Genomic DNA, 21,238 nt, shown 5'->3' on the forward strand with positions numbered 1-21,238 from the left:
GTTCTCCTCAAACGTCGATCATGCGATAGGTGCCGGGCGCGATGCCGTCCACACTCCAGTCGCCCACGCGCCAGCGAATAAGGCGCAGGGTGGGAAGGCCGACGGCCGCGGTCATGCGGCGGACCTGGCGGTTGCGGCCTTCGGTGATTTCGAGCGCGATCCAGCTATCCGGCACGCTCTCGCGATAGCGGACCGGCGGGTCGCGGTCCCACACAGGCGGCGGGTCGATCCGTTTGACGCGGGCGGGCCGGGTCTTCCCATCTTTGAGAATTACGCCGCGCGACAGCTTCTCCAGCGCAGCGTCGTCCGCCTCTCCTTCGACCTGTGCGAGGTAGGTCTTGGTCATCTTGTGGCGAGGCTCGGCGATGCGCGATTGCAGCCACCCATCATCGGTAAGCAGCAACAGCCCCTCGCTATCCTTGTCGAGCCGCCCGGCGGGATAGACGTCCGGCACATCGACCAGATGCGCCAGCGTATCGTCCGCCCCTTCCTTCCCGCCGGTGAACTGCGACAGCACGCCGAACGGCTTGTTCAGCAGGACCAGCTGGCTCACCCCTCGCGCGCTTCGGGAAGCACGTAATCCGCATGCCGGTCGCGCAAATCCTTCTTGCTGATCTTGCCGGTCGCAGTGTGGGGAATGTCGTCGACGAACTCGACCGCATCGGGCAGCCACCATTTGGCGACCTTGTCCGACAAAAAGGCGATAACGCTCTCTGCATCGCATTCCGCGCCCGATTTCTTCACCACGAACAGCACCGGCCGCTCGTCCCACTTCGGGTGATACATACCGACGCAGGCTGCTTCGGCGACGGCGGGGTGGCCGACAGCCGCATTTTCCAGCTCGACCGAGCTGATCCATTCGCCGCCGGACTTGATGACGTCTTTCGTGCGGTCGGTCAGTTGCAATGTGCCGTCGGGGTGCAGGATGCCGACATCGCCGGTGTCGAACCAGCCATCCTCGGTAGTCGCGTCCTCTTCCGCCTTGAAGTATCGCTTTACCACCCAAGGCCCGCGGATCTGCAGGGCGCCTGCCGTCTTGCCGTCTCGCGGCAGCACTTTTGTAAAATCATCCAGATCGACGGTGCGCAGCTCGACGCCGAAGACCGGACGGCCCTGCTTCATCGTCTTCACCACCTGCTCTTCGAAGCTGAGTTCGTCCCAATTGCCCGTCGGCCCGCCGACGGTGCCGATAGGCGAGGTTTCGGTCATCCCCCAGGCGTGCTGGACGCGGGTACCGTTCCGCATAAGCCGCTCGATCATGAAGCGCGGCGCCGCAGAGCCTCCAATGGTCGCGGCTTTCAGCGGCGGCAGGTCGAGGCCCTCACTGTCACAATACTGGAAGTGGGCGAGCCAAACTGTCGGCACGCCGGCACTGTCTGTCACCCCTTCCTTCAGCATCATCTCGTGCAGTACGGCGGGCTCGTTGACGGCGGAGAACACGAATTTGATGCCCGCCATGCCGCCGGCATACGGCAACCCCCAGCTCGCCGCATGGAACATCGGCACCACCGGCAGCATCACACTCGACGCACTGAAATTGAAAGCGCTCGGCTGAAGACCGGCCATCGCGTGCAACAGGGTCGAACGGTGTTCGTATTGCACGCCCTTGGGGTTACCGGTCGTGCCGCTGGTGTAGCAGATCATGCACGGATCGCGCTCGTCGCCGGAGACCCATGCGTAGTCGCCGTCCTGCTCGCCAATCCAGCTTTCGAAGCCCTGTACGTCCCCGCCCTCAGGTGGATCGTAACAGATGTAGTGTTCGACGTTCGGCCAGCGGTCGCGCATCAGATCGACGATGGGCTGGAACGCCGCATCGTAAAGCAGCACGCGGTCTTCGGCGTGATTGACGATGTATTCGAGCTGATCTTCGAACAGGCGCGGGTTCACGGTATGGAGAACGCCGCCCATGCCCGCGACGCCGAACCAGCTGACAAGGTGGCGGGAGTGATTCATCGCGAGACTGGCGACCTTGTCGCCTTTCTTCATGCCGAGCGCCTCGAGCGCCTGCGCCATTTTCAGCGCATCCCGGCGGATGCCCGCCCAGTCCGTCCGCGTTTCGCTGCCGTCCGCCCAGCGAGTGACGATTTCGCGGTTGCCCGCCTCGCGCGCCGCATAATCCACCACATGGGTGACGCGCATCGGCCATTCCTGCATCGCTCCGAGCATTGTTCTCTCCCTTTAAGGCCGATCGAGGTACCTCAGCTCGACGACGTCGCGAAGAATGCTACGCCACGAGCCGAAGATGCGCCCCGCCGCGCCGTTTATCGAGCTGCACCTTGGCAAGCCCGGCGACGCTTGCCAAGCGTTCCGCAAGTTCCCCATCGAGGGCGAAGTCGCGTCCAAGGCGGATCATCGGCTCGTCCTCGCCCCCGGTTCGCAGGGTCAGCAGTACTTCATCCTTTCCGCCGCGTGCCTCTGCGAGTTCGGCTTGCAACGTCCCAATCGCAGCGGGGTCGGTTACATCGAGGCTCAGCAGCATCGGCGTCGACCCCCGCACCTCGGCAAGCGGCGTGCCGCCGCGCACGGTGATGCGGGGCGGCTCGTCGGGGCTGGGCGAATCCAGTTCGACCTGTAGAAGGATGCAGGTTTGCTCCTCCGCCCATTTGAGAAACCGTTCGACCATGCCTTCTTCGAAACAGGCGGCACTGAATTGGCCCGAGGCATCGGAAAAATCGGCACGGATGAAGGGCTTGCCGCGCCGGGTCGTGCCCTTGTTCACGCTTTCGACCATCGCCGCCATGACCGCATTCGCGCGCCCGCCCGCAGGTGCCCCGCCGGTCATCAACGAGGCGTAGGAGCGCGCGCCATTGGCCGAAGCGACATCGCGCCATGCGGCGACTGGGTGGGCGGAGAAATAGAAGCCGAAATTCTCGCGCTCCCGTGCCATGCGCTCGGCCCGTGTCCATTCCTCGGTTTCCTTTAGGCGCACGCTCTCGCCCGCCTGATCCTCGCCGCCGAACAGGCCGCCCTGCCCGCTCGTCCGCTCGCGCTGCGCCGCATCGGCGACGGCGAGCAGCATATCGGCATTGGCGAAGACCTTGGCCCGATTGGGCTCCAAGGAATCAAGCGCTCCAGCGCAAGCCAGACCTTCGAGCTGCCGGGAATTCATCGCGCCCTTAGGGACACGCTCGAACAGATCCTGCAGGCTCGCGAACCGCCCTGCGTTTTCGCGCTCCGCCACGATCGCTTCCATCGACTTCTCGCCGACATTGCGGATGCCGGCGAGGGCATAGCGAACGGCGAACCCATCGTCTGTCTGCTCGACGGTGAATTCCGCTTCCGACGCATTGATGCAGGGCGGAGCGACCACGATGTCCTGCCGCCGGGCATCGTCCACAAAAATCGCCAACTTTTCCGACTGGTGCATATCGAAGCACATCGATGCGGCGAAGAACTCCTCGGGGTAATGCGCCTTAAGCCACGCGGTCTGATAAGCGAGCAGCGCATAGGCGGCGGCGTGGGACTTGTTGAAGCCGTAGCCTGCGAACTTGTCGATCAAGTCGAACAGCGCATTGGCTTCGGCCTTTTCGATTCCCGAGACCTCACGGCAACCGTCAACGAAGCGCTGGCGCTGCGCGTCCATTTCCGCCTGCACCTTCTTGCCCATTGCGCGGCGCAGAAGGTCGGCATCGCCGAGCGAATAGCCCGCAAGGATCTGCGCGGCCTGCATGACCTGTTCCTGATAGACAAAGATGCCGTAGGTCTCGGCCAGGATGCCTTCGAGCTTGGGATGCGGATATTCGATCGGCACCTCGCCGCCCTTGCGCTTGCCGAACAGCGGGATGTTGTCCATCGGGCCAGGACGGTAGAGCGAAACGAGGGCGATAATGTCCTCGAACTTGGTCGGCTTCACCGCAGTCAGCGTGCGGCGCATGCCTTCCGATTCAAGCTGGAACACGCCCACCGTGTTGCCGGACTTCAGCAATTCGAACACTTCCGGATCGTCGAGCGGAAGCTGGGAGAGATCGATGGCGATCTCGCGCTTCTGCAGAAGATCGGTTGCCTTCTTCAGCACTGAAAGGGTCTTCAGTCCCAGGAAGTCGAACTTCACCAGCCCGCTCGTCTCGACATGCTTCATGTCGTATTGCGTCACCGGCATGTCTGACCGGGGATCGCGATAGAGCGGCACCAGCTTCGCCAGCGGCCGGTCCCCGATCACCACGCCCGCCGCATGGGTAGAGGAGTTGCGCGGGAAGCCTTCCAACTGCATCGCCAGATCGACAAGGCGCTTCACCTGGTTGTCGTTATCGTATTCGCGCTTGAAATCTGCCGAGCCGTTGAGCGTGCGCGGGAGGGTCCACGGGTCGGTCGGATGGTTGGGTACCATCTTGCAGATGCGATCCACATGACCGTAGCTCATCTGCATGATGCGGCCCGTATCGCGCAATACTGCACGTGCCTTGAGCTTTCCGAAGGTAATGATCTGCGCGACGTGGTCGTGGCCGTATTTTGCCTGCACATAGCGGATCACCTCGCCGCGGCGGGTTTCACAAAAATCGATGTCGAAGTCGGGCATCGACACACGTTCCGGGTTGAGGAAACGTTCGAACAACAGGCCGAGCTTGATCGGATCGAGATCGGTGATGGTGAGCGACCAGGCGACGAGGCTGCCCGCACCCGATCCGCGCCCCGGTCCGACCGGAATGTCCTGCTCCTTCGCCCATTTGATGAAATCGGCAACGATCAGAAAGTAGCCGGGAAATCCCATCTGGTTGATGATGCCGACTTCGAATTCGAGACGATCCAAATACGCTTCGCGCTCTTCCTCGCTGAGATCGCCATAAAGCGCGAGCCTCGCTTCCAGCCCCTTTCGCGAATCCTCGGCCAGCATTCGCGCTTCGCCTTCGAGATCGCCGGCCAGGCTCGGCAGAATCGGCTTACGATAGGGCGGCGCGTAGGCGCACCGCTGCGCGAAGACGAGCGTGTTGGCCGTTGCTTCCGAAAGGTCCGCAAACGCCTCCTCCATCATATACGCTGTTTTCACGTAGCTTTCAGGGTTCGACTTCGCGCGGTTCTCTGCCTCGATGTGCGTCGAGCCGGCAATACAGAGCATGGCGTCATGCGCCTTGTGCATGTGCGGTTCGGCAAAATTGGCGGGATTGGTCGCGATCAGCGGCAGGTCGCGGGCATAGGCAAGATCGATCAACGCGCCTTCCGCCGCCTCTTCCACCGGATCGCCGCGCCGGGCGAGTTCGATATAGAGCCGCTCGGGAAAAAGGCGCTGTAACTCGTCCAGCATCGCGGCGGCACGGCTGGCCTGCCCTTCGGCGAGCAGGCGGGTCACCCCGCCCTCGCTCGCGCCTGTCAGCGCCAGCAGGCCCTCGGTTCGGCCTTCTAGATCGCTCCATTTAACGTGGGGTTCGAATTCCAGCGGGCGTTCGAGGTGGGCGACCGAAACGAGGTGACACAGATTGTCGTATCCTGTTTCGTCCTGCGCATAGAGCGGCAGGTAGTCGACGACCTTTCCGTCGTCCCCACGCCCCACACCGAGCAGCGCGCCGACGATCGGCTGCACCCCTTCCGCCTTGCAGGCAGAGGCGAACATCACCGCGCCATACAGACCGTTGCGATCGGCGATGGCAATGGCGGGGAAGCCGCGCTCCTTCGCCAGTTTCGCCATCGCCTTGGGATCGATGGCCCCCTCGAGCATCGAATAGGCAGACAGGATGCGCAAGGGAACGAACGGCTTGAAAGGCATTCCGCGTATTTAAGAATTTTCGCCGGGAATCGCAAAGCGCGAAGCACGCTTTCTCTCCACAGGTCAGACGGTCGGTTTGTCCTTCTCCGCAGCAATCTTGCGCCGTGTGTCGCGCACCGTGGTCCATGCGCCGTACAAAACCAGCGCGGCGAGGAACAGCCAGACCCAAACGGGAATATTCCGTCCCACCACGGCCAGATAGAGATAGGCCGAGACGAAGAAGAACCCCGCCAGCATGGTCGGCAGCAGGGTCGAGCGCCCGGCCCGCGCGCGTTTCACCAACCACGCGATCGAGGCGAGGAAAAAGGGTATGGCGCCGACATAGATCGCGCCGAATATATACGGGTTCACCCCATATTGCTCGCCGAGCGAGAGGAACCACTGATGCATCGCGTCAAGCATGGCAATTACAACAGCTTTTCAATATCACCGGCGAGGTCTTCCGGCTTGTCCGTGGGCGCATAACGGGAGACGACCTTGCCTTCGCGGTCGATCAAAAACTTGGTGAAGTTCCATTTGATCGCCTTCGTGCCCATCACACCCGGCGCTTCGGCCTTGAGCCAGTCGAACAGCGGCGCCGCATCGGATCCGTTGACGTCGACTTTGCTCATGATCGGGAAGGTGACGCCATGATTCACCCGGCAGAACTCGCCAATTTCCGCAGCATTACCCGGTTCCTGCGATCCAAACTGGTTGCATGGGAAGGCGACCACTTCGAAGCCCTGCGCCCCGAACCGCTCGTATAGCGCCTGAAGACCGTCATATTGCGGCGTAAATCCGCACTTGCTGGCCGTGTTTACGATCAGGAGCACCTTGCCGCGCTTGTCTGAAAGGTTCACCGCCGATCCGTCATTCGCCTCGACGGTGAAATCGTGAAGCGATGTCATTCGGCGTCGCGGCGCGGAAAATCATCGCGGGCGGCGAGCCGTTCAGCTTCGGCGGCAGTGTAGGCGCGGTCGCCGGCCTTCTGGATTACGTACTGGTCACGCTCGTTTTCCGGCAGCAACAGCATGTGATTGATGATGTCGGCAAAGGTGCCGCTGCGCAGGCCCTTGCCACCGTCGAGGACGCCTTGTCCATCATCGGCGCGATGAAGCGAGGCGCGATCTTCCCACGAGATTTGGCCGGTTACGGCAGGTTCGGCATCGAAGGTCGTCGGATGGTCGGGCATGAATACTCCTTTTTGCCAGTAACGCGGCAAGACGCGTGCGGGTCCAGCGGGCACGACGCTATTCGAGATGTCCGTCGTGCAGGCGCACCACGCGATCCATCCGCGCAGCAAGCCGCTCATTATGGGTAGCGATCAACGCCGCACTGCCCTCTCCGCGCACAAGTTCGAGGAATTGGCCGAGCACTTTGTCCGACGTGACCTCGTCCAAGTTGCCCGTCGGCTCGTCGGCCAGCACCAACTTCGGCCGATTGGCAAGACCGCGGGCGACCGCAACGCGCTGCTGCTCTCCGCCCGAGAGCTGGCTAGGCCGATGGTCGAGCCGATGGCCGAGGCCGAGCGCTGTCAGCAATTCACGCGCCCTCGCTTCCGCTTCGGCCTTCGGTTTTCCGGCAACCAGCTGCGGCAGGACGACATTCTCGGTCGCGTCGAAATCGGGCAACAAATGGTGGAACTGATACACGAAGCCGAGATGATCGCGCCGCAGTGCCGTTCGGGCATGGGCATCGGACTTCTCCGCAGCCTGGCCTGCAATGCTGATCTCACCGCCGAACCCGCCTTCGAGCAGGCCAACCGCCTGAAGCATGGTGGACTTTCCGGATCCCGAGGGGCCCAGCAAGGCGACGATCTCGCCCGGCATGATTGCGAGGTCCACTCCGCGCAGCACGTCGATCCGGACGCCACCTTGCTCGAAACTGCGGGTCAGCCCGCGAAGCTCGACGACCGGACTACTCATAACGCAGCACCTGCACCGGATCGGTGTTCGCCGCCTTGATCGCCGGATAGAGCGTTGCAAGAAAACTCATCACCAGCGCCAAGCCGACGATGGCGACGATCTCGACCGGATCGACCTTGGAAGGAATGGTAGAGAGGAAGCGAACCTGCGGATCCCACAGGTTCTGCCCGGTCAGTTTGCTGATAAGCCACACGATCTGTTCGCGGAAAGCGAGGACCAGCGCGCCCAGAGCCAAGCCGGCCAGCGTCCCGATCGCGCCGACCGTAAAACCGGTCGTGACGAAGATCTTCACTAGACTGTTCCTCGCGGCGCCCATCGTGCGCATGATGGCGATATCGCGGGTCTTTGCTCGGACCAGCATGACAAGGCTCGAAAGGATGTTGAACGCCGCCACTAAGACCATGAAGCTCAAGGCAAATGCCATTGCTGCGCGCTCGACCTGGAGCGCTTCGAACAGGGTCCCGTTGATTGTCTTCCAGTCCTGAATCACAGCCCTGCCTGCCAACCTCTGCTGCAACGGTGCGAGGATTTCCCCCACCCGGTCGGGATCGGTGACCGAAAGCTCGATCATCTGGACCGCGTCGCCGATCAGCAGCAGCGTCTGCGCATCCTGCATAGGCATGACCACATAAGCCCCGTCGTAATCGTAGATGCCGATCTCGAAAATCGCAGCTACTTCGTAGCCGACCTGCCTCGGAACCGTGCCGAACGGCGTCGAGCGGCCCTGTGGGTTGATGACGGTGATCGTATCGCCAACCCGTGCACCGATATTTTCCGCAAGCCGCGATCCGATGGCGACTTTGCTGGCACCGGGCTGCAATTCAGACAGGTTCCCGCTGATTACGTTCGGCGCGAGATCGCCGATATCCTGCATCGTATTCCCGCGTAGCAGGATCGCTTCGACACGTCCGTTGAAGGTAGTCAGCAATGGCTGTTCGATCAGCGGGGCGGCCTTCGTTACCTCGGGCGTCTGCCGCACTTCGTTCAGCACGCTTTCCCAATCGTCGAGCCGTCCGCCATAGGCTTGCACGATAGCATGGCCGTTCAAACCCACGATCTTGTCGAGTAATTCGGCACGAAATCCGTTCATCACGCTCATTACGATCACCAGCATGGCGACCGAAAGCATCACGACGGTTATCGATATGCCCGCTACGAGCGCGATGAACGCCTCGCTGCGCCCGGGCAGCAGATAGCGTCTGGCAATCGTGCGTTCGAAGGGGGAAAGGATCAAGGCGGGTCCGTATCTGTCCGTCTGCTTGTGGCGCCTCTAGGCAGTCAATGCTGGCCGCGCAATGAATTGCTCGCAGCCCATGCACCATCCGGCGCGTGGGCAGCCTTGTAATCGGACCGTAACATCGCCATTGGAGCGCTTCCCCCCACGGCCTGCGGCGACGGTACCAGCGATGAACTTCACCCACCCGTTTAATGACGAGGATGGCGACACCCTGCGCGAGGAATGCGGTGTGTTCGGTGCGATGAACGCAGCCGATGCCGCGGCCGCCACCGCGCTCGGTCTCCATGCCCTGCAGCATCGCGGGCAAGAGGCGGCGGGCATCGTGGCGTTCGACGGAGCGGAATTCCGATCGCGCCGCGGCCTCGGCCACGTCGCGGAGAATTTCTCGAGCAGCGAAGCTATCGCCGAACTTCCCGGCATGATGGCGGCGGGCCATGTGCGCTATTCCACCACCGGCGGCTCGGGCCTGCGCAACGTGCAACCGCTCTATGCCGATCTTGCCAGCGGCGGCTTCGCCGTGGCGCATAATGGCAATATTTCGAATGCCGGAACCTTGCGGCAGGAGCTGGTACAGCGCGGCGCTATCTTCCAGTCGACCAGCGACACCGAAGTCATCATTCATCTCGTCGCGACGAGCCGTTATCCCACCATCGTCGACCGGCTGATCGATGCATTGCGCCTGCTCGAAGGCGCCTATGCGCTGATCGTGACGACACCGGAAGGCATGATCGCCTGCCGCGACCCGCTTGGCATCCGGCCACTGGTGATGGGCAAGATCGGCGATGCGACATTGTTCGCCAGCGAGAGCGTCGCCTTCGACGTCGTCGGAGCGGAAATGATACGCGAAGTCGAACCGGGCGAACTCATCAAGGTCGATTTCGACGGCAACGTCGATTCGCTTCATCCCTTCGGTAATCACCGCTCGCGCCCCTGTATTTTTGAGCACGTCTATTTCAGCCGCCCCGACAGCGTTTTTGCCGGGCGTAGCGTTTACGAGGCGCGCAAGGCGATCGGGATGGAATTGGCGAAGGAAAAGCCGGTCGAGGCCGATCTGGTCGTCCCAGTCCCCGACAGCGGCGTGCCGGCGGCAATCGGGTATGCGCAAGCTTCGGGCCTGCCGTTCGAACTTGGGATCATCCGTTCGCACTATGTCGGACGAACCTTCATCCAACCATCCGACGGCGCGCGCCATGCCGGGGTCCGCCGCAAGCACAACGCCAATCGCGGCCTTGTGAAAGGCAAGCGCATCGTTTTGATCGACGATTCGATCGTGCGCGGGACAACGTCGATGCAGATCGTCGAGATGATGCGCGATGCAGGCGCGACCGAAGTGCATTTTCGCGTTGCCAGCCCGCCGACCGCGCATAGCTGCTATTATGGCGTCGATACGCCCGAACGTTCCAAGCTGCTCGCGGCCCGGATGGACGTCGGACCGATGCGGGAGTTTATCAAGGCCGACAGCCTGGCCTTCATCTCTATAGACGGCCTATATCGCGCGGTCGGGCACGAGGCGCGTGATGCGGCTTGCCCGCAATTCTGCGATGCCTGCTTCACCGGGGACTATCCCACATCGCTTACCGATCTCGCCCGACGCGAGGATCGGCAGCAGGAACTGGCCTTGCCGGTCGGAAAGGTGGCCTGATGGCCGGACAACTCGATGGACGTCTCGCCCTCGTAACCGGATCGAGCAAGGGCATCGGCGCGGCGACAGCGGTGGAATTGGCGAAGGCTGGCGCGCACGTCATTCTGACCGGCCGCGACGTGCGGGCACTGGAAACGGTCGAGGACCGGATCCACGATGTCGGCGGCGCATCGACCATCGCGCCTGTCGATCTCGAAGAGAGTGACGGGATCGCGCGGCTCGCCTCGGCCGTCGCTGGACGGTGGGACAAGCTGGATTATCTTATCATTTCTGCGGCTTACTTGCCGACCCTTACACCGGTTACACAGATCGACGGCAAGCAGTTCAGTCGTGCCGTCACTGTCAACCTGCTTGCTACGCAGGCTCTGCTCGCCAATTTCGATCCCTTGTTGAAGCGGGCTGATGCTGGCCGGGTGATCGGCCTGACCAGCAGCGTGGGAGATAACGCGCGCGCCTACTGGTCGGCCTATGGTTCGACCATGGCGGCATTCGACAACCTGCTGGAGAGCTACGGCAGCGAGGTCGAAAAGATCGGCAATGTGCGGGTCGCCATCGTCGATCCCGGCGCGACGCGCACCGCAATGCGGGCCAAAGCCTATCCCGGCGAAGATCCGCAGACCGTCAAGCCGCCTGAAGTCGTCGGCGAGCGGCTCGTCGAACTGCTCGTTAACGATTTTCCCGTCGGTCATCGAGAGCGGATCGAGAGCTGAGTTAACCAATTCGCGCTAGATTTCTTCAAGCCGATTACGCGAGAATGCGTAATGCGGGCGCTTCGGCGGATCGCCCACAACAACCGGCTTAGAACGGGGATCGGACGGCCAATGACTTATCAGACCACAGACCGCTATACGCTCGCCGCGCAAGAAGACCGCTGCGCGCCGCGCACGCGCCTTACCATCCCGGGCCAATTGCGTGCGAGCGGCGGGCGTGCCTTCCAGACCGTCGTGCATGATCTTTCCATCTCCGGCTTTTCCGCTGCGGCCATCAACCGCATGCATGAAGGCCAACTCTGCTGGCTCACCCTGCCCGGCCTCGAATCGCTTCAGGCGCAGGTCGTATGGTGGGAGAATTGCCTGGTCGGCTGTGCCTTCAGCGAATTGCTCTCCCCAATAGTGCACGACAATATCCTCGCCCGCTATTCGGGCCAAGGTGCGTACCGCTCGTACTGAGCGCACCAAATAGCGACGACCATGCTCGCATCTTGGTGGCGGCCTCCGGGCCCGGCCTGAACCGCGCTTGGCAGTCCGTCGCCGGTGGCGGGGAGCCTTGACGGCCCCCGTCACCACTCCGTCACATCAGTTAGGGCTCGCCGCCAACTCGCCGACCAGCGCGCGAAATTCGTCGCGATAGGCATTGCTCGTCGCCGTCGGCCAGTTGCTGACGACGGCCACGACGAGGTTCTTTTCAGGCACGATCGTCACCGCCTGCCCGAAAATGCCCTGTGCTCCGAACGCGCCGCCGGGATAGGTCCACCATTGATAGCCATAGCCGAAGCCCGGCGCGCGCGGCGCGAAACTGACTTGCGGCGCGGTGGCCTCGGCGAACCAGCCTTGCGGCACGACATCTCCGCCACCCTCCAGCACGAACTGGCCGAAGCGAGCGTAATCCGAAAGGCGCAGCGAAATACAGCATCCGGCGATATTGCCGCCGGTAAGATCCTGCATCCAGAACATGCCGCCCTCCAGCCCCGCCGGCTCGACGATCTTGGACGCCGCATACTCGGCAAGCGGCATGCCGACGGCCCGTTCGACGAGCAGCCCCAGCAAATTGGTCTCGAGCGTCTTGTAAACCCACTTCTCACCGGCTGGCGCTTCGCGTGACAGCGACTTGGCATAAGTGACGGCTTGCGACTCGCCCGCAACCGGGGCGACGGCAAGCATCTTTGCGACATCGCTGTTCGGGTCGCTGTAATCTTCGTTCCAGGCCACGCCCGAAGTCATGGTCGCCACCTGGCCGACCGTCACGCCATCATAGGCCGTCCCGGCCAGTTCAGGCAGGATGGAGGTCACCAACGTGTCGACGCTTTTGATCCGGCCATCGCGAATGGCCGCGCCGAGCAATGTCGATGTGAAACTCTTGGCGACGCTGAAACTGGTCCAACGTTGATCGGACCGGAAGCCGAGGCCGTAATCCTCGAAGCGGACTTTGCCATCTTGCAGCACCATCAGGCCGGCTGCATCGGTTTTGGCCATATAGGCCCGCAGGGCGTCCTGCTGGGTCTGCGAAAGAGCATTGCCCTCGGGCAGCTGGCGCACCTCGTTCGCAGGTGCGACGTTCAGGCCGGTAAAATAGCCCTGCATTGCACGAAATGCGGCGGAGCGGCGATCAGCATCCCAGAACAGGATCGAATCCTGCGGGGCCATGCTGGGCGCGGTCGCCGGATTACTTTGTGTAACGCGCGGCGGGGCGTCCGATGCGGCGGGCGGAACGGTCGACGTGGCGCAGCCTGTCAGCGCCACCGCAGCGCTTGCTGCCAAAAAGATTCGCATGGATTATCTCTCCGGTTTCTCGAGGGTCACATGGTGGACGTCGATCCCGCCACCGCGGAACCCGCCCTCGCAATACATCAGGTAATAGCGCCACAAATCACAGAATTGCGCGTCAAAACCCGGCGGAAGCCGTCCTGTGGACAAGGCGGTATCGAAATTCTCCCGCCAGATGCGCAGCGTTTCTGCATAATCGAGGCCGAAATCGACCTGATCTTTCCAACGTAATCCGCGCTGCTCGGCCAGTCGGCGGAACTCGCTGGTCCGGATGAGCAGACCGCCCGGGAAGATATAAGCCTGGATGAAATCGGCGCTCTGAACATAATCCTCGAACAGATCGTCACGCATCGAGATATACTGGATGGCGGACCGTCCACCTGGCTTCAGCCGTTCGGCAACGCAGTCCATGTAGGCGGGCCAGTATTCGCGGCCCAGTGCTTCGACCATCTCGACGCTGACGATGGCGTCGAACTGCCCGACGGCGTCGCGATAGTCCTGCTTGCGGAAATTCACGCCGATGTCGTGATGCGCGCGGGCCCAGGCAAGCTGTTCTTCCGAGAGGCTGATGGCGGTCACGTCCATTCCGCGCGCGGCGAGATCGGCGGCGAGCCCGCCCCACCCGCATCCGATCTCGAGCACCGTCTTCGCGCCCGCGATGCGTGACGCCAAAGCGTCCCACTTGCTTCGTTGTGCCGCCGCCAGATCGCCCTCACCGACCTCGATCGCCGAAGAGTAGCTCATAGTCTCGTCCAGCCAAGCGGCGTAGAAGTCGTTGCCCAAGTCGTAATGGGCGGAGATGTTCTTGCGAGCGCCATGATGCGTGTTACGATTGACGAAGTGCGCGAGCTTCAGGGCATGGCGGAACGGACCCTTGGCGCGTGCCGTATCGCCCAGCCGCTCGGCATGCTGCATGAACAGGGCGAACAGCGGCACCGGATCGGGACTCCACCATTCCCCCGCTTCCCACGCCTGATACCAGCCGACCGACCCGTTGCTTGCAAGCCGAACCAGCGCGTTCCAGCTGCGCAATTCGACCGTGCATTCGAAGCCCGGCGTCCTGCCGCCAAGCGTACGCCGTGTTCCATCGGGAAGAACCGCATGAAGCGCGCCCGATGTCAGCGCCAGGTCGATCCGGTCGATGATCTTCGAAAAACCCGGCGCAATCAGGCGCGCAAATACGCTCGGTTTACGCGCAAAACGTCTCGCGCTTGCACGAAGATCGCGCCCCCTGTCTGATACCGGCATGTCCATCAGCCGCGCGCTATGCCCCCCGCGCCGCCGCCGTACAAGTACCGCTAGTCCTTACTCGCTCGATAGGCTTTCAGCGCCCGCTCACGGGCCTCCTTGTGAGCGATGATCTTTTTGGGATAGTCGCCGCGCTTTTCGTCGGGCGGATCATGGATGTTTTCGTCCGAGAGATCGGCCAGTTCGGGAACGTATGCACGAATATAATCGGCGGCGTCGAACTTCTCGCTCTGGCTTAGCGGCGCCATGATGCGGCTGAACATGTTGCTGTCCACCCCGGTGCCGGAAATCCACTGCCAGTTGACGCCATTATTACCGTAATCGGCATCGACGAGACAGTCCCAGTACCACAGCTCGCCATGCCGCCAGTCGATCAGCAAATGCTTTACGAGAAAGCTGGCACAGATCATCCGCACCCGATTGTGAATCCATCCGATGTTCCACAATTGCCGCATCCCCGCGTCGACGATGGGATAGCCGGTCATGCCTTTCTGCCATGCCGTCAAATCCTCCGCGATGAGGTGCCCGGCATTCGGATTGCGCCACAACGTCCGCTCATCGTAATCGCGATAGCTTTCGCGGGCATAGTCCGGATATTGCATGATCACATTCTGGGTATAGTCGCGCCAGATCAATTCCTTGGCGAATGTATCCCAGCCCTTTCCCCGGCGGCCTTTTAGTTTGTGCCACACAGTGACGGGCGAAATCTCGCCCCAATGAAGATGGGGCGACAGGCGGGAAGAGCCATCTTTCGCCGGAAGGTTGCGGGCATCGTCGTATTCGCTGACGTCTTCTTCCCACGCATCGAGCCGCTTATGCGCGGCGGCCTCGCCGAATTCCCAGAACTCGCGGATGCCGCCTGTCCAGTCGGGGTCGGATGGTAGCAGGTCCCAATCGGACAGATCGTCGCTTTCGGGCCAGCTATCGGGCGAATGGATGGTATCAGGCTCGCCGAGTTCGTCGCGCGGCGGCATTTCCTCCAGCATTGCGCGCGAGAACGGCGTGTAAATCTTGTACGGGTTGCCGTCATTCGTGGTGACGGTGCCGGGCGGCAACAGGTAGTTGCCGTCATGAAGGCACAGACTGCAATCCTCGCCCAACGCGTCGCGAAGCTCGTCTTCTGCCTCTCGCCACCATGGTTCGTAGTGGTGCATGGCGTGGATGCATTCAGCTCCCGTCTCGTCGGCGATCGACGCCAGAACCTGCGGGGCATCACCGCGGCGCAGGACGAGCTTCGACCGCCTCCCCCCTAAACTCTTGTCCAGGCTCTCCAGCGAATGATGTAACCATACCTTCGATGCGGCGCCCAGCTTGTGATCCCCACCCCGCTCGTCGTCGTAGACATAAACGGGAATGACGGGACCGGCTTCGGCGGCGGCATGGAGGGCGGGCTGGTCGGCAAGGCGCAGGTCGCGCCGGAGCCAGACGATCTGGGGTTTGCTCATCGTTCACGGAACGGAAGCCGGCGGGCCCTTGTTCCCCTCGCATGAAAGGCTCGTCGCGTATCAGCAAATTGCCGCATCGCCATCCGCCGATAAGCAGGCGGGTCTCAGCGGTGCTGGCGTTCATATGCTGGGCCGGTTTCGGCGTAATCGCCTATCTTGTTCTGAACGGTGCGACGGGTGCTTTCGATCGCTGGGGCCTTCTGTCCTACCGCATGGCGGACAGCCTCGCCTTCGGCGGACCGGAGCGCGTGTTCGAAGCCGTTCGCGATGCAACTGCGCTTGGCGGTATATTCCTGCGCAATCTCTTTGTGCTGGGCGCGATAGCCGCCCTGTTGTTCCTCCGTTTGCGGCGGGAGGCGCTTTTGTTTTTCCTGACCGTTACGAGCGGCTGGTTGGTAAGCGGATTGCTCAAGCTGCTTGTCGGGCGGGAGCGACCGGAAATCGTCCCGCATCTGATGGCGGCGGGCGGGGGCAGCTTTCCTTCGGGTCACAGCTTCGGCGCGGCGGTGGTCTATATCGGGATGGCGCTGGCCTTTTCTTCGCTTTCGGGGCGGCAGACCGTCCGCATCACCGTGGTTGCGAGCAGCGTCGTGGTCTCGATGATGGTGGCATGGAGCCGCGTGCTTCTCGGCGTACACTATCCAACCGACGTGATCGCAGGCTGGCTCGGCGGAGCGGGCTGGGCACTTGCTTCGGTGGCACTGTTCTCGCGGGCCGTGCACCACCGCTAAGGTTCAGGAAACCGCGCAGGTGCCGGGCGGAAGCTGGACCGAGAACCGGTCACCCGCACGCGGATCGTAGAATCGCGCATCGCGCAGCCATTGGGAGCCATCCTCGCGCAGTTCGATCAACGGCGTACGTGACCACATCAGGAATGCGTCGATCCCGGCGTCGCCTTGGCGCGCCCTCGCCAGATCGCAGAGTTCGAGCGGGACGCCAGGCAGAACGGTGCCGTCGATTGCGTAGAGTCCGTTGCCGCCCGTGATAACTTCGCGCCGGGAAGTGCGTAGCGGAGGCGGGCTTGCAATCACGACATCGGCGCCCGTCGGCGTATCGACAGGTGCACGTTCGGCATTCCAGGTTATCGCGGATTGCACTCCGATATAGGCGAGTACTGCCGACAGCGCGACGCGCGCAGGCCGCTTCCATTCCCCGCCCCGCTTCTCGCGCCGGAGCGAGAACCACGTCGCGAAGCCCATGCCGAGCCACAGCACCGGATCGATGATGAACAGGATGTCGCCATAGAACCAGCGGTCGCTGAACGGCATAAGCAGGCGAATGCCATAGACATTCAGCCAGTCGAGCGCCGGATGGGTGAGGCATCCGATAAGCGATAATGCGTAAAGCCAACCGAACCGCACCGGAAGGCGGTTATCGGGCCGCTTGCCGCGTTTCGCCTGCCAGCGGTCGAACGCCCAAAGCAGTCCGGCCAGAATAAGCGGCAGGAGTATCCACGCTGGCGGACCGTGCGTTATTCCCCGGCGGAAGCCGAGATGTTCAGTCCCATCGAGCCATAGGAAACAGGCGGCATCCACATCGGGTAGGTTCGCGCCAATGATGAGCGCTGGCATGGCCAGCCCCGTCTTGCGCTTCAGCCCCGCTTGCCCGATCAGCGCGCCCACGAGGCTATGGGTCAGATTGTCCATGCGCGTTTGTCAATTGCCGACCCTCTAAAGGCAAGACCAATCACCGGCCATTCAACAAGAAAGGGCGGCGGGTTCTCCGCCACCCTTTCCGTGTTCGTCGATCAACTCACATCGAGGATGTGTTTGGGGTTCGTGAGCTGTTGCGGGCTGTCGTGAATTCTGAATTCGATAGATAGCTATCGCCATCCTCGTCGAAGTAGAAGAACGTCTGACCGGCCTCGTTAATCTGGTCGGTCGAAATATACGGCTTCGTCTGATCGTTCGCGACAGAGGTATTGGGATTGGCCCGAACCGCCCAGATGGCATATTCGGCTACCGATAGCTGACCGTCATCATTGCGATCGAGATAGGCGAAATCCATTTGCGAACGTGCCGGGAGGGGCGCCGCAGTGTTGGTTGCAGATGGTGCCGGGGTCGAAGAGGTCGCTGTGTCACCCTCCATATCGGACTGCATAGACGTGTTCGACGCCATAGCTCCTGAATTCGCGCTTTCGGCCATCATGGTATCGCGATTGGTATCGTATTCGTCACTAACCGCTTGGCGGTCCATCGCGTCGTAGGATGCCTGCTGCGTTTCATTGAGCTCACCGCCGACCGGCATGGCATCGTCATCCATAGCGGCAACGTCCATATCATCCGCAGCTTCCTGCGTAATGGGGGTCTCGTCCTGCTGGTCGGAGCAAGCCGCCAGCGCAAGTGCAGCGGTCGATACGGCGAAAATCGTAAAAGCTTTCAAGGGTGTCCTCCTGTTGACTGCGGCGGCATCGATACCGCTCACGATGCATTTACGAAGAAGACGCCCGATCGTTCATTTTACGGCAAGATTCCCGTGCACGGTTGTGATCAGACCGGGTCCTGCGCGGTACCGTCGACGGTCCATGTTTGCCCCGTACCGAGCAACTTGGCCAGATTGGCGGTCTTTCCCTCGCTGGCACGCTCGCGTTCGGCGATGACGGCGCTTTCGAATGTCGGGCGCGGGTCGTCGTAAAGAACGCCCAATGCCATCGGGAACGGGCCGAACGGCATCTCGACCAGCATATGCGCGAGGATGCGGTCGGTCACGTCGTGGACCAGCACGCCCGCCCCTTCCCAATCGCCATCGGCCACATCGACGACTGTCAGAGCCAGTTTGCCCTCGGCCATTGCGATGCCCTTCGAGCCGCCCGCAAATAGCAAGGGTTCGCCATTCTCGAGCCATAGCTGGCGATCCTCCGCCCCCTTGGGCGCGGCGAAATCGTCGAACACGTCCTTGTTGTAGACGATGCAGTTCTGGAAAATCTCGATGAAGGCAGCACCCTGATGGGCGTGCGCGGCGGTAAGCACTTCAGGTAGTTTCTTCGATACATCGAACCCGCGCGCCACGAACCTTGCTCCGCTTCCGAGCGCGAAAGCGGCCGGTTTCGCCGGATGATCGACGCTGCCGAGCGGGCTGGAGGGCGACTTCGTGCCTTCCCGGCTGGTCGGCGAAGCCTGCCCCTTGGTGAGACCGTAAATCTCGTTATTGAACAGCATGATCTGCATGTTCACATTCCTGCGAAGAACGTGCATCAAGTGATTGCCGCCAATGGACAAACCGTCTCCGTCACCCGTCACAAGCCAGATATCGAGGTCTGGATTGGCGAGCTTCACCCCAGTCGCGATCGCCGGCGCGCGGCCATGGATCGTGTGGAAGCCGTAGGTCTCCATGTAATAGGGGAAGCGGCTCGAACAGCCGATGCCGGAGATGAACACGGTGTTCTTCGGGTCCGCGCCAAGCTGCGGCAGCGTACGCTGCACGGCCTTGAGGATCGCATAGTCCCCGCAACCCGGACACCAGCGAACTTCCTGGTCGGTTTCCCAATCCTTGAGCGTGGTTTCGATTTTGGTCATCTCATTCATAGCGAAACCTGCCTGATCCGTTTGAGCTTACCTTATCGAAGCCCTGCTCTGCTTTTGAGAACTTGTTGGGAGAAGTAATGCGGCCCTTCGAAGGGCTAAGGGCGAATGGATTGAGATGCCGGAGCATAACTTCAAACCTCCGTACTAGGAAGCTGCTGATCGTTCGCCGGAACCTGCCCCCCCTCGTTGCCCTCGATCCCGTCGAAATACTTCGCGATCGCCGCTTCGAGTTCCGCGATCTGGAATGGCTGTCCGCTCGTTTTCGTAAGCGGTTGCGCATCGACGAGGAATTGGTCGCGCAGTACCGTCTTGAACTGGCCGGTGTTCATTTCTGGCACCAGCACGTTGTCGAAGCCCTTCAGCATCTCGCCGAGGTTCTTCGGCAGCGGCCAGATGTGGCGCACATGGATGTGACTGACCGAACAGCCCTTCTCTATGCTACGCCGTACCGCCTGATGGATCGGCCCATAGGTCGAGCCCCAGCCGACCACGGCCAGAGCGCCGGTCTTCTGACCAAGCGCAACCTCCTGATCGGGCACCGCAATGTTCTCGACCTTCGACTTGCGCAGGTCGGTCATGCGCTGATGGTTGTCGGGCGAATAGTCGATATTGCCCGTTCCCTCGTGCTTCTCGATCCCGCCGATGCGGTGCATCATGTTCGGCGTGCCGGGCTTGATCCACGGACGCGCGCCCTTCCCGTCACGCTTGTATGGTAGCAGTCGCTCGTCGCGCGGTTCTTCAAGGAAGGAGGCGGGGAACGGCTCATAGTCCGCCGGATTCGGCACCTTCCACGGCTCGGCGGCATTAGCGATGTAGCCGTCGGTCAGAAGCATTACCGGCGTCATGTACTGGGTGGCGATACGGCACGCCTCGATTGCGACCTCGAACGCATCGGACGGACTGCGCGCGGCAATCACCGGCATGGGCGCATCGCCGTTGCGGCCGTAGACGGCTTGATACAGGTCGCTCTGCTCGGTCTTGGTCGGCAAGCCGGTCGACGGGCCGCCGCGCTGCGAATTGACGATCACCAGCGGCAGTTCGGTCATGATGCCAAGGCCGATGGCTTCGGTCTTCAACGCGATGCCCGGGCCGGACGACGATGTGACGCCAAGCTGCCCGGCATAGCTCGCGCCGATGGCGGCACAAATGGCGGCAATCTCGTCTTCCGCCTGGAAAGTGGTAACGCCATATTCCTTCAGCCGCGCGAGGTGATGGAGGATGGCGGAAGCCGGCGTGATAGGATAGCCGCCGAAGAACATCGGCAGTTCGGCAAGCTGCGCCCCCGCAACGAGGCCAAGCGAGACCGCTTCGGCGCCTGTTACCGTGCGATAAAGGCCGGGATCGCTCGGCACCGGATCGACATGCAATTGCTTCAGCGGCCCGGCCAGTTCCGCCGTTTCGCCATAGGCATGGCCCGCATCGAGCGCCGCGATGTTGGCATCGGCAATGTCGGGCTTGCTTTTGAATTTCTGACGCAGCCAGTCGTGTAGCGGGGCGCGGTCGCGGTCGAACATCCACAGGGCTAGGCCCAGCGTCCACATATTCTTGGAGCGCAGTGCGTCCTTGTTACCGAGGCCGAAAGGCTTCACCGCCTCAATGGTCTTTTCGCTGATGTCGAAGGCCAGCACGTCGAACTTGGCAAGGCTGCCGTCTTCCAGCGGATTGGCGTCGTAATGCGCCTTGTCGAGATTGCGCTTGGTGAAGGCGCCGGTGTCCGCGATCACCAGCCCGCCGGGCTTCAGCGCGGCGATGTTGGTCTTGAGCGCGGCAGGGTTCATCGCGACCAGCACATCGGGCGCGTCGCCCGCCGTGTTGATGCGGCGGCTGCCGAAATTGATCTGGAAGGCGGAGACACCGAACAACGTGCCCTGGGGCGCGCGAATTTCCGCAGGAAAGTCCGGGAAGGTCGCAAGGTCGTTGCCGGCCAGCGCGGTGGACAGGGTGAACTGACCGCCGGTCAGCTGCATCCCGTCGCCGGAGTCGCCGGCAAAGCGGACCACGACGGTTTCGGGCGTTTGGGACAATCCGTCCTGCTCGGGCTTGGCGGTTGTTGCCAT

At 62.0% G+C, this 21,238-nt stretch carries 19 protein-coding genes; 4 read left to right on the top strand and 15 right to left on the bottom strand.

What is annotated here, in order from left to right; genetic code table 11:
- Positions 1-7: 7 nt before the first annotated feature.
- The 8 genes from E3U23_RS03750 to E3U23_RS03785 form a co-directional block, all read right to left on the bottom strand.
- Complete coding sequence (locus tag E3U23_RS03750) at positions 8-553, bottom strand: pseudouridine synthase (protein WP_279349865.1); 546 nt, start codon at positions 551-553, stop codon at positions 8-10.
- Positions 550-2,166: a long-chain fatty acid--CoA ligase gene (locus E3U23_RS03755; RefSeq protein WP_279349866.1), complete on the bottom strand. Its 1,617-nt coding sequence runs from the start codon at positions 2,164-2,166 to the stop codon at positions 550-552. Before E3U23_RS03755 ends, E3U23_RS03750 begins: the two co-directional genes overlap by 4 nt.
- Positions 2,167-2,224: 58 nt before the next feature.
- On the bottom strand, positions 2,225-5,698 hold the full coding sequence (dnaE, locus tag E3U23_RS03760; protein WP_279349867.1) for a DNA polymerase III subunit alpha: 3,474 nt from the start codon (positions 5,696-5,698) through the stop codon (positions 2,225-2,227).
- A gap of 63 nt (positions 5,699-5,761) precedes the next feature.
- The gene (locus tag E3U23_RS03765) at positions 5,762-6,100 is read right to left on the bottom strand and encodes a hypothetical protein (RefSeq protein WP_279349868.1); all 339 of its coding nucleotides are present in this window, start codon (positions 6,098-6,100) and stop codon (positions 5,762-5,764) included.
- Positions 6,101-6,105: 5 nt separating this feature from the next.
- Positions 6,106-6,585 carry a glutathione peroxidase gene (locus E3U23_RS03770; RefSeq protein WP_279349869.1) on the bottom strand — a complete coding sequence of 160 codons (480 nt, stop codon included), beginning with the start codon at positions 6,583-6,585 and terminating at the stop codon, positions 6,106-6,108.
- Entirely contained in the window at positions 6,582-6,869 is a 288-nt protein-coding gene (locus E3U23_RS03775) for a hypothetical protein (RefSeq protein ID WP_279349870.1), read from the bottom strand. Before E3U23_RS03775 ends, E3U23_RS03770 begins: the two co-directional genes overlap by 4 nt.
- A gap of 58 nt (positions 6,870-6,927) precedes the next feature.
- Complete coding sequence (locus E3U23_RS03780) at positions 6,928-7,602, bottom strand: ABC transporter ATP-binding protein (protein ID WP_279349871.1); 675 nt, start codon at positions 7,600-7,602, stop codon at positions 6,928-6,930.
- Positions 7,595-8,836 carry a lipoprotein-releasing ABC transporter permease subunit gene (locus tag E3U23_RS03785; protein ID WP_279349872.1) on the bottom strand — a complete coding sequence of 414 codons (1,242 nt, stop codon included), beginning with the start codon at positions 8,834-8,836 and terminating at the stop codon, positions 7,595-7,597. Before E3U23_RS03785 ends, E3U23_RS03780 begins: the two co-directional genes overlap by 8 nt.
- Before the next feature lie 172 nt (positions 8,837-9,008).
- Between E3U23_RS03785 and purF the strand changes: the two genes are divergently transcribed.
- From purF to E3U23_RS03800, 3 genes are all read left to right on the top strand, one after another.
- Positions 9,009-10,481 carry an amidophosphoribosyltransferase gene (gene purF, locus E3U23_RS03790; protein ID WP_279349873.1) on the top strand — a complete coding sequence of 491 codons (1,473 nt, stop codon included), beginning with the start codon at positions 9,009-9,011 and terminating at the stop codon, positions 10,479-10,481.
- On the top strand, positions 10,481-11,191 hold the full coding sequence (locus E3U23_RS03795) for an SDR family NAD(P)-dependent oxidoreductase (protein ID WP_279349874.1): 711 nt from the start codon (positions 10,481-10,483) through the stop codon (positions 11,189-11,191). The genes purF and E3U23_RS03795 overlap by 1 nt, the downstream gene beginning before the upstream one ends.
- Positions 11,192-11,302: 111 nt before the next feature.
- Positions 11,303-11,650, top strand: a complete 348-nt coding sequence (locus E3U23_RS03800) for a PilZ domain-containing protein (RefSeq protein WP_279349875.1) — start codon at positions 11,303-11,305, stop codon at positions 11,648-11,650.
- Positions 11,651-11,776: 126 nt separating this feature from the next.
- On the opposite strand, the gene E3U23_RS03805 is transcribed toward E3U23_RS03800, so the two are convergent.
- From E3U23_RS03805 to E3U23_RS03815, 3 genes are read right to left on the bottom strand one after another with little or no spacing between them, the layout of a single operon-like run.
- Positions 11,777-12,970, bottom strand: coding sequence for a serine hydrolase domain-containing protein (locus tag E3U23_RS03805; protein WP_279349876.1), 1,194 nt, complete (start codon positions 12,968-12,970; stop codon positions 11,777-11,779).
- Positions 12,971-12,973: 3 nt separating this feature from the next.
- On the bottom strand, positions 12,974-14,218 hold the full coding sequence (locus tag E3U23_RS03810) for a cyclopropane-fatty-acyl-phospholipid synthase (protein ID WP_279349877.1): 1,245 nt from the start codon (positions 14,216-14,218) through the stop codon (positions 12,974-12,976).
- Between the two features lie 44 nt (positions 14,219-14,262).
- Complete coding sequence (locus tag E3U23_RS03815) at positions 14,263-15,657, bottom strand: cryptochrome/photolyase family protein (RefSeq protein WP_279349878.1); 1,395 nt, start codon at positions 15,655-15,657, stop codon at positions 14,263-14,265.
- A gap of 110 nt (positions 15,658-15,767) precedes the next feature.
- On the opposite strand from E3U23_RS03815, the gene E3U23_RS03820 reads away from it, so the two are divergent.
- Positions 15,768-16,388, top strand: a complete 621-nt coding sequence (locus tag E3U23_RS03820) for a phosphatase PAP2 family protein (protein WP_279349879.1) — start codon at positions 15,768-15,770, stop codon at positions 16,386-16,388.
- A 3-nt stretch (positions 16,389-16,391) separates the two neighbouring features.
- Here E3U23_RS03820 and E3U23_RS03825 read toward each other — a convergent pair whose 3' ends face one another.
- From E3U23_RS03825 to E3U23_RS03840, 4 genes are all read right to left on the bottom strand, one after another.
- Positions 16,392-17,303, bottom strand: coding sequence for a metal-dependent hydrolase (locus E3U23_RS03825; RefSeq protein ID WP_279349880.1), 912 nt, complete (start codon positions 17,301-17,303; stop codon positions 16,392-16,394).
- Between the two features lie 106 nt (positions 17,304-17,409).
- Positions 17,410-18,039, bottom strand: coding sequence for a hypothetical protein (locus tag E3U23_RS03830; protein WP_279349881.1), 630 nt, complete (start codon positions 18,037-18,039; stop codon positions 17,410-17,412).
- 107 nt (positions 18,040-18,146) lie between these two features.
- Positions 18,147-19,181, bottom strand: coding sequence for a 2-oxoacid:ferredoxin oxidoreductase subunit beta (locus E3U23_RS03835; protein WP_279349882.1), 1,035 nt, complete (start codon positions 19,179-19,181; stop codon positions 18,147-18,149).
- 131 nt (positions 19,182-19,312) lie between these two features.
- Positions 19,313-21,238, bottom strand: a complete 1,926-nt coding sequence (locus tag E3U23_RS03840; RefSeq protein WP_279350243.1) for a 2-oxoacid:acceptor oxidoreductase subunit alpha — start codon at positions 21,236-21,238, stop codon at positions 19,313-19,315.

The sequence above is a fragment of the Erythrobacter litoralis genome, assembly GCF_029760855.1.
In the GTDB taxonomy this organism is placed as follows: Bacteria; Pseudomonadota; Alphaproteobacteria; order Sphingomonadales; family Sphingomonadaceae; genus Qipengyuania; species Qipengyuania litoralis_A.